The following is an 8,734-nucleotide window of genomic DNA, read 5'->3' on the forward strand; positions in this document are numbered from 1 at the left end:
TGGCGTAGGCCGCATCCGCGCACGCCCGGATCAACTCGGCGCGCCGGTTCTGCACGGCTTGGCGCATGATCGGCACCCACTGTTCGGCCGCGACGCCTTCCGGGTTCGGCAGGTGGTTGCGCAGCTGACGGTCGATCAGACCGTTGACCGTGGCGGCGACGGCGTCGGCGGTGAAGGCTTCGGTGCCGATCCAGCGGCCGAGCTGGCTCACCCTGGTCTGCTCGTCGCCGGCGCTAGGCGGTAGCCCGAGTTCGCCGCACAGCGAGGCCCATTGGCTGGACAGCAGCGAATCCAGCTGTTCGGTGCTCGACGCCGGGTTGCCCTTCTGCATGTGCCCGTCGAGCAGCTTGTCCACGCAGCTGCGGGCGAGCCGCTGGGCGGCGTATTCGGCGTAGCGGTCGCGGCCCATGCTCAGGCTGGAGAAACCGTAGGTGCCCCAGGGCAGCACGTCCCACGACGAGATGCCCCAGCCCAGCAGGTCCCGGTCGCCCACCGGCGACGCGGTGTTGCCCAGGTCGTAGGCGACGAACTGGTCGCTGGCCCGCCCGCTCATCATCAGTCCGGCCAGCCCGCGCGCCAGCCCCCGGTACACCGCGTACTGCGAGCCGTCCCCGAACAGGGTGCGGTCGGCGCCGATGTAGCGGCCCACCGGAAACACCCGCGCGAACGGGATCGGTTCTCCCTCACCGTGATGGTGGCCCAGGGCGCGCAGGATTCGCACGTCGTGTTCGCGGGCCGCACCGGACTGGCTGGCCACGATCTCGCCGAGCATCGCCAGCGCGTTGGCCCGCACACCGATGATGGCGCTCTGCGGCAGCGAGTCGAAAATGTCCGGGGTGACCATGAATACGCCCATCAACCGGGGATCCAGACCGGTGACCAGGGTCAGCAGCCGGCACACGTCCAAGGCCATCGACGCGCCCGCACCGCCGGCCATCGACGACACCACCAACACCAGCGGCGGTTCGTTGGGGTCGAACCTGCCCATGCCCGGCACGTCGACCGTCGACATCTCCGAGACGGTCTCGACGCGAAACAGCGTGTCCCACGCGGCCTGCAGGCGGGCGTGGATTTCGGCGGCCTTGCTCAGGGTGATCATCCGCCCGATCGCCCGGTACTGCCCGGCGCCGGCCGAGATCGGGATCGACACCTCCTGCGGGTTGCGCGGCGCCCAGGTGGCGATGGTGTCCAGCGCCGATTCGGCCGCCAGCCGTTGGGACAGCGCACCGTCAAGGACGGCGTAGCTGCTGCCCTGGGGGCCGCAGCCGACGTAGCTGCCGCCCTGGGCGGGCACGTTCGCCAGCCCCTCCGGGCCCGACTCGGCGGCGCTGGGGACGTCGATGTGCACGAATTGCCAACCGGCCAGCAGCTTTTCGATCCCAGCGGTGTGCAGTTCGGAGCGCAGCTGGTCCATCATGAGGGACAGCGTGGCGCCGCCGGAACCGCCGCAGCCCACTACCAGGAAACGTCGCATCAGGTGCCCTCTCCGAACGGGTCGAATGGATCTGGGTCATATCGATAGGACGGTTGTGTCGCCTCGGTCGGCGGGAGCCCGGGCGGCCCGCCCTCCTTGCGCTCGTCGCGCTCATCGCGCTCGACAGGCTCGTCGTCGTACCGGTAGCCCGCGACCATCGTGTCGTCCTGGCGGGGTACCGGTTCGGGTATGGGCCGCTCCTGTGTCTCCGCCTCATTGAAACCCGGCGGCACCGGGCCCGTCGCGGCGGGCGGTGGCGGAGCCGGCCTCGGCGCCGGAACGGGAGCCGAAGGCGCCGAAACGGGCGCGCCCCCGAACGGTGAATCGGTGCCCCCGAAGGGATCGTCGCCGGCCGGGCCGGCCACGACGCCGGCGGGCGTGTCGCCGAACGGCGAGGCCGTCTCGCCCGGTGCGGCGAACGGCGCCGTCAGTCCCGCCTGCACCGCGCGCAGCCGCAGCCCGGCGAGCAGGTCGGGCAGCCGTTGGGCGATGTCCTCGTAGAGCCGCTCACGCGCGGTGGTGTCGGTGGTACCGGCCACCAACACCAGCACCTCGGCGGCGTTTTCGGGCCCGGACGGGTTGTGCAGGAGCACCCAGGTGTTGTGCACCGCCAGTGGGAGCACCGCGCGCAGGCCGGTCTTGTCCGATCCGGGAAGCTTCGACCCGACGCTGACCACGCCCTCGGCGTCGACGACCACATGGCCGGAGCCAAACGGGCTGCGCCCCAGCACGACCGAGAGGTTCACCCCGGCCACGGAGAGCTGGCGCGTGCCGCCGGGCGGCAGCCCGGTGACCGGTTGCACCAGATCGGTGTCGGCCATCGCGAACGGTTCACCGCCACGCAGCACCGCGTCGTGCTCGACCGCCACCGGGATGCGTTCGGCCAGCAGCGGATTGTCGGGAATCTTGCTGACCCACCACTTCGACGCGTACAGCAGCGCCAGGGGGATGCCGGGACCCAGCAGCAGCGCGGCGATGAGCACCAGAATGAAGTTGGTGGTGTTGAGCGGGTTGATCATCGACGCCGTGAACGCCACCGGCACGGTCTGGGCGTCGTCGGGATTGTCCAGCGTTGAAACATGAATGGGCACAGTGCCGTTGAGGCCGCCGTGGCCGTTGTGGTCGGTGTGCAAAGTGACCGACAGCTGTGCGGTCTCCCCCGCCTGCACCTTCAGGCAGTGCTGGCCCGAATTCGTCGGCGAACCCACGTGCGGCGTGCCGATGCCGTCGGGTGCGCCCGACACCGTCGCGGTATCGGTGTCGCTGATCCAGGCGCAACCGGGGCCGGTGATGTTCAGCGTCGCCGTCGCACCCTTGGCGCCCTCGACGGTGCCGAAGTCGATGCGCTCACCCGGGGTGGGCAGGCCGACCTTGGGCAGGATCTGCACGGGCACATCGACTTCCTGCGGCGACAACTGGGTGCCGGCGATCGGTCCGCCGTTCAGATCGGTGGTGTCGGCGGTGGTGATCACCAGCGACATCCGCAGCGTCGCGTGCCCCGGGGCGACCTTGGTCAGGTCGGCGTCGACGGGTTTGGCGATGTCGTCTTTGCCGGCCGCGGTCAGCAGCGGGATGGGCGCGGCGCCGTCGGGACCCAACGAGGCCGACATGGTGGCCGAGCCCGCCAGGTCGCTCGGGACCATCGGCTTGCCTTGCCCGTCAACCAAACCGAAGACGAGGCCCTTGAGGGTCTGGCCGCTGTGCCAGGCAACTTTGTCGCCGCCCGTCAGGGCCGGGAAGATGTCGGTGGTGATGTGAATGCTGACCTTGGATACCGCGTCGGGGTGCTGGCCGGTGGTGTCGACGTAGACGATCGCCCACTGCCCGCTCCAGTGCGGGGCGTTGCCGTTCTGCAGCGAGATCGTCTGCGCCGATTCGGATTGCCATTGGTAGTTCACCGAGACGCCGTCGACGTTGACGTTTTGGGCGCCGTCCTTCTTGGGCAGCGGCAGGATCTGCCCGGTCGGCGAGACGAGGTAGGGCTCGACGCCGGGCACGCCGCCGGAGCCCAGGATGTTGACCTCTTTGATTGACCGGTCCAGCACGAAGTTGTGCCGCGCCTCCGGGCACACCTTGATCGGGCACACCCCGCCCTGGTCGGTCACGCCGGGATCCGGGTTGAGGGCGTCGAACGCGAACAACATGTCGTCGATGTTGGCGACGGGAAAGAAGTCGCCGGGCACCGGATCCGTGATGGCGCCGCACGCCAGGCCCTGCAGTCCCTTGCCGGTGCTGATCGCCGACATCACGTTGAAGTCACCGGGAGTCTGCTTGGCGCCCAGCCCGATTCCCAGCATGATGATGTTGCTCGACCGCAGCTGGTCGGCCAGACCGCTGGGGCGGCAGATGGATTGGACGGCCTTCTGGGTGGTGTCCGGGATTCCGTTCGGTGAGTCCAGCGGAACCCCGTCGGCGTAGGGCTTGGTGATCGGTCGGGCGGTGAAATCGATCATGCCGTCGGAGAACCAGGCGATGGCCTGGCAGCGCTGACCCTTGTTGGCCGCGCCGCCGTGTGTGGTCAGCGCCTGCCGGGCGCCGTCGAGGGCCAGCCAATAGTCGGTGTCGATGCCGGTGTTCTTCTTGGCGATCGGATCCAGCGACGCCCCGACGCTGTCGGCGGTCGAGCCGGTGAGTTGAGTCCAATCATGTTCGGGGGCATAGGTATCGGAGAAACCGGCGACCGCGATGTCGAGTTTTGCGCTCACCCGGTCGGCGTACTTGCCCAGCGTCTGCACCAGGTAGCGGGCGGCCTGCACCCGCGCGGCCTGCGGGTCGGTCTGCTGCAGGCTGCTCGACTCGTCGAACAACAACAGCAGATCGCCGGTCTTCTGCGCGGCCAGGCATGCGCCGAACCGGCTGGCCCCCGGCGATCCGGTGGCCGACGCGACGGGCGCCCAGCCGACCAGGTTCAGCACCACGACCAAGAAGGCGGCCGCGGCGACACGCGCCAGCATCGCAAGGCCGTTGCGGCCGCGCCGTATTCGAGAGGAGTCCGCCACTACAACGTCCCCGCCCACAGCGCGATCTGCCAGGCCCCCACGGCGATTCCGATGAGGCAGACCACCAGCACCACCCAGTACAGCGTCGACGTCCAGGTCGGCGCGGAATAGATGGCCTCGGTGCGGCGCCGGGTGTCGACCCGGCTGAAGATCGCCAGGGCGCCGATCGCCAGCGGCCCGGCCGACAACCACCCGGCGACCGCGGCCGCGATCATCGGGCCGCCCAACGCGCTGGCTCCGGCGAGGGCCACACCGACGAGAGCCAGCGCCAGCGCCACCGCGAACCAGACGAGCGGCGGCCCGGCCGTCGTCAGCGCGCCCGCGCCCGCCGGGTTCGCGGTCAGCTGCCCGAAGGCGTCGCGGCCGCCGGTCGGGTCGAACGCGGGCGGGCCCGGAAACGCATCCGGGCGCGCCGGGGCCGGTCGCTGGTTGGCCCACGGATCGAAGCCGCCCGAGTAACCCCCACCCGGCTGCCCCTGCGCGGGCGCCTGGCCGCCCCCGGCCGGGGCCTGCTTGCCCGGGCCAAAGTCGCTGAAGTCAAAGGGGTTTGGTGCGTTCATCGTCGCCGATCTCAATACGGGTTCAGGCACAGGGCGAAGGAGCGGTCGGGGGGCGCGGCCACGTATACCGAGTTGCACTGGTTGCTCGAGCCCACCCGCGCGGCGACCGTGTACACCCCGTCGCGGTGCTCGCAGTCGACACCGAACAGGTCCAGGGCGTCATTGCCCGTGCTGTTGCGCAGCTGAAGCTCCACGCAGGTGCCGATCGGCACGGTGGCCAGGTCGAGCTTCGGGCCGCGCGGCACCGTGGTCGGCGGCGCGACCGACGTGATGGTTCGGGGCGGCAAGGGCCTGGGCAGCGTGGAACTGGATGCGGTCGTCGGCGTCGAACCGCTGGGACGGGTGCCCCAGTACACGCCGCCGAGGATCAGCAGGACACACATCAGGTAGCCGATCACCAGGCCGGCGATGGCGGCCGGACGACCCCGCTCACCGCTGCGATTGATCTGCGGCAAGGCGAGGTGACCCAGCACGATGCCGGCGGGCGGAACGATCACCCCGAAGATCGGCGAGAGCACCGCGAGCGTGTTGTAGTCCGCGCGCGGCGGCTGTCCGCCAAACGGCGCACCCGGGTAGCCAACCGGGGTGGTGGGCGCAGCGCCGTATGACACCGTCGGCGGCTGTCCGCCAAAGGGATCGTTGGACTGCGGCGCAAAGGGATCGTCGCTGGGATACATCAATTCACCCCTTGAAGTCGACGATGCAGGCATACACGGTCTTGTTGTGGTTCCACAGCGTCGTGGGGGTCTTACAGGCGTCGTTCGAGAGCAGCTGGGTCACCTGCAGCACGCCCTCGCGCACCTCGCACTTGACCGGGTAGATGGTGATGAAGTCCGCCTTCTCCGACGGGTCGGGCTTGTTCTGCTGGACCTCGATGCAGTCGCCCACCCGAAGATCGCTGACCGAGACGCTCGGGCGCTGCGCCGGCGGTGGCGTGATCACCGTCGTGCGCGGCGGCGTCGGCGGCACGTACGGGCTGGGGGCCGCCGTCTTGACCGTGTCCGAGTCGGACCCACTGGTCACGATCCACACCGCCAGCGCACCGACCGCCAGCACGATGATGAGGTAGGAGGCCGTCAGGCCGAAGATGGCGCGGTCGCGGCCGCGCTGGTGGCGCTGGCGGATCTGGGACAGCGCGATGTGCCCCAGCGCGGCACCGGCCGGCGCGAAGACGAACGCGAAGATGGCCGACAGCGTGGCCAGCGTGTTGGTCTCGGGCTTCGGAGCCGACGGGAAGCCACCGGACCCCGCGGGCGAATGACCGGGTTGGTGCTGCCCGAACGCCGGCCCCTGGGCACCAGGCTGACCCCCGAAAGGGTCACCGCCGAACGGATCCTGATAACCGCCGCTATAGGTCATCGGCGCCCCTCGATGCAGGGCCGGAGCTGGTCACCCATCCCCCTCATCAATGCCATCCCATTCCCCGCCACCGCGCCGTTGGGCGGCGTTCGCCGTCACCGCATGCCTGAAAACTCGTGACGTCCCACCGCAAAATCAACATAGTCGGTGCAGGCACGACGCACTCTTTTTCCACCAGAAGGACCTTTCGGTACTGCTACATATAGTGCTGCGCGGTACACACGCGCAATTTAGACTGCGGCCCGGCGTTCGCTGTCCGCTTCGCCCTGGCGTTAACTGCAGCATCGGACCGACTGCTGCAGGACGTGCATAAGTTCGCTGCGCAACGCTCGGGGGCCGACGGGCAATTAGCTCGCTCGCGGTCACGCTAGCCGGTCGCGGCTTTGGAGTTCAGAAAGGCGACTATCCCCTGGGTGACCGCGGCGGCATATTTCGCCCGGCCGTCCGGATTTTCCATTCGTGCGACGTCACCGGCGTTTTTCATGTTGCCGAGTTCGACCAGCACCGCGGGGTACTGGGCCAGGTTCAGGCCGGCGAGGTCGTCGCGTCCGTAGAGGCCGTCCGAGCCGATGTAGTTCGCCGGGGTGAAGCCGGATTGAACGAGGGCGTCGCGCATCGCATGCGCCAGCTGCACGGCGGGCCCGGCTTGGACGTCATTCAGCGGCGGGCTCGAGTAGTTGACGTGAAATCCGCTGCCGGATGGCGGCCCGCCGTCGGCGTGGATGCTCACGATCGCGTCCGGGCGCATGGCGTTGGCCGCCGCCGCGCGCTGGTCGATGCACGGCCCGACACCGTTGTCGCCGTCCCGCGACAGCTGGGTGCGCACGCCCATCTGGTTCAGCGCATCGTTGATCAACCCCACTACCGCCCAGGTGAACGCATGCTCGGGATATCCGTCGTCGGCTGCCGCGCCCGACGTTTGACACGGCTTGGTGCCGCCGCGGCCGTTGGGGACCTGCTGGTTGATCGACGCGTCGTTCACGGCGTTGTGGCCCGGGTCGAGGAAAACGGACATTCCGGCCACCCCCGCATTTGCCCGCGGGCCGGGCAGCAATGCGGCGGCGGTGACGATCGCCGGCAGGAGACCGGCGACCTTCAGGGCGTCGCGGCGTGCGATGGATCGCGGCCCGCCCGGGCAATCGCTCACCGCGCGATGGTAGCAATCGTCAGTACTCCTCCAGGGCGGCCATCAGTGCCTCCTCAACGCCCTTCAAGAAGCTGGCCGGCACGTTGTAGCCACACGTCACCATCCGGAGCCTGCCCTCGTAGGTGGTGACTCCGGTCAGATATTCGCCATCGGTCTGGCTGAGCACCACCGGTCCCCACACCGCCGTCGGGCGCAAAGGGCCTACGCCATCGAGGTTTCGCACGCCGAGGTTGGTGATCATGATGTCCCACGGACTGGTCCGGCTGAAAAGCTCCTCGGCCTCGGCGGTTTCGGCGTCGACGGTGATCATCTGTTCCAGGTCGGTTGCGGCGGCACGGATTCCGCGCGCCGATCGGGCCACCCGCAGGTGTGCGGTCGTCGCACGGGCCTGCTCCCAGAACGGTGTGCCGTCCCACGGCGTGTGTCCCGTCGCGGTCGGCACGATGCACATGGCGCAGCCGCCCTCGATTCCGAGGATCGGCCGCAGGTTCATCGGGCTGAGGACGCGGATGAATTCTTCGCCGCGGTCCGTGGCCCGCACGCGGCATTTCGCGACCACCAACGCGGCGTGCACCGTGGTGCGTTCGGCGCGGCACCGCGCTACCAGCCGCGCGGTGTCCGCATGGGTCATCGCCAGGGTGCGCACGTTGGTCGGGGTGCCATCGAAGGGACGCAGCACGCTGGGTGTGGTCATCCGCGGGTCGTCCGGCGCGGCGGGGTCCGGCGGCTCGGCCGAGTGAAGGACTTCGGCGACGATCTGTTCTTGTGGTTGCGGCACAGGCAAACTCGTCAAGGCCTCGCCGTTGAGCGCGGCGATCACGTCGCGGAGCACGACGGTGGAACTGATTCCGTCCGCGACCGTGTGGTCGAAGGTGAGCAGCACCGCGCTACGCCAAGCGCTCTGCAGCAACAACGCTCGTATCAGCGGCGCCCGCGAACGGTCGAACGGCCGGGTGAGCTCCTCGGCCGCGGCTGCTTGCCAGGCCAGCTCCGGGCCGCGGCGCACGGTCAGCTCGACGGGCGCGACGTCCGCCGCGCGATAGAAGCCCAGACGCGAGCCGAGGTGGTCCTCGATGTGCACGGATAGCAGGGGATGGCGTCGCAGAACGGCGGCCAAGGCGGCCCGCAGCGGCTTTTCGGCAAGCACCGCACCGAATTCCGCCACGATCGAGAAATGCGCGGGATTGCGTTCGCT

General features: G+C 69.3%; 7 protein-coding genes. All 7 read right to left on the reverse strand.

The features are described 5' to 3' along the window. The coding region (locus A5646_RS27220; RefSeq protein ID WP_231997756.1) for a tubulin-like doman-containing protein at nt 1–1,474 on the reverse strand (1,474 nt) is incomplete at its 3' end. Then, a complete protein-coding gene (locus tag A5646_RS27225) occupies nt 1,474–4,428 on the reverse strand; it encodes a VWA domain-containing protein (RefSeq protein WP_067025611.1) in 2,955 nt (984 codons plus the stop codon). The genes A5646_RS27225 and A5646_RS27220, both read right to left, overlap by 1 nt. Before the next feature lie 44 nt (nt 4,429–4,472). Then, nucleotides 4,473–5,033: a hypothetical protein gene (locus A5646_RS27230; RefSeq protein WP_067025614.1), complete on the reverse strand. Its 561-nt coding sequence runs from the start codon at nt 5,031–5,033 to the stop codon at nt 4,473–4,475. Nucleotides 5,034–5,044: 11 nt separating this feature from the next. Continuing rightward, nucleotides 5,045–5,710 carry a DUF4190 domain-containing protein gene (locus A5646_RS27235; protein ID WP_066871526.1) on the reverse strand — a complete coding sequence of 222 codons (666 nt, stop codon included), beginning with the start codon at nt 5,708–5,710 and terminating at the stop codon, nt 5,045–5,047. A gap of 4 nt (nt 5,711–5,714) precedes the next feature. Further along, a complete protein-coding gene (locus A5646_RS27240; RefSeq protein ID WP_067025618.1) occupies nt 5,715–6,392 on the reverse strand; it encodes a DUF4190 domain-containing protein in 678 nt (225 codons plus the stop codon). 367 nt (nt 6,393–6,759) lie between these two features. Then, nucleotides 6,760–7,539, reverse strand: a complete 780-nt coding sequence (locus tag A5646_RS27245; RefSeq protein WP_067025621.1) for an Rv3717 family N-acetylmuramoyl-L-alanine amidase — start codon at nt 7,537–7,539, stop codon at nt 6,760–6,762. 19 nt (nt 7,540–7,558) lie between these two features. Further along, nucleotides 7,559–8,734 (reverse strand): condensation domain-containing protein (locus tag A5646_RS27250; RefSeq protein ID WP_067025623.1); only part of this gene is annotated, 1,176 nt, incomplete at its 5' end.

It is taken from the genome of Mycobacterium sp. 1245499.0 (genome assembly GCF_001673615.1).
In the GTDB taxonomy this organism is placed as follows: domain Bacteria; phylum Actinomycetota; class Actinomycetes; order Mycobacteriales; family Mycobacteriaceae; genus Mycobacterium; species Mycobacterium europaeum_A.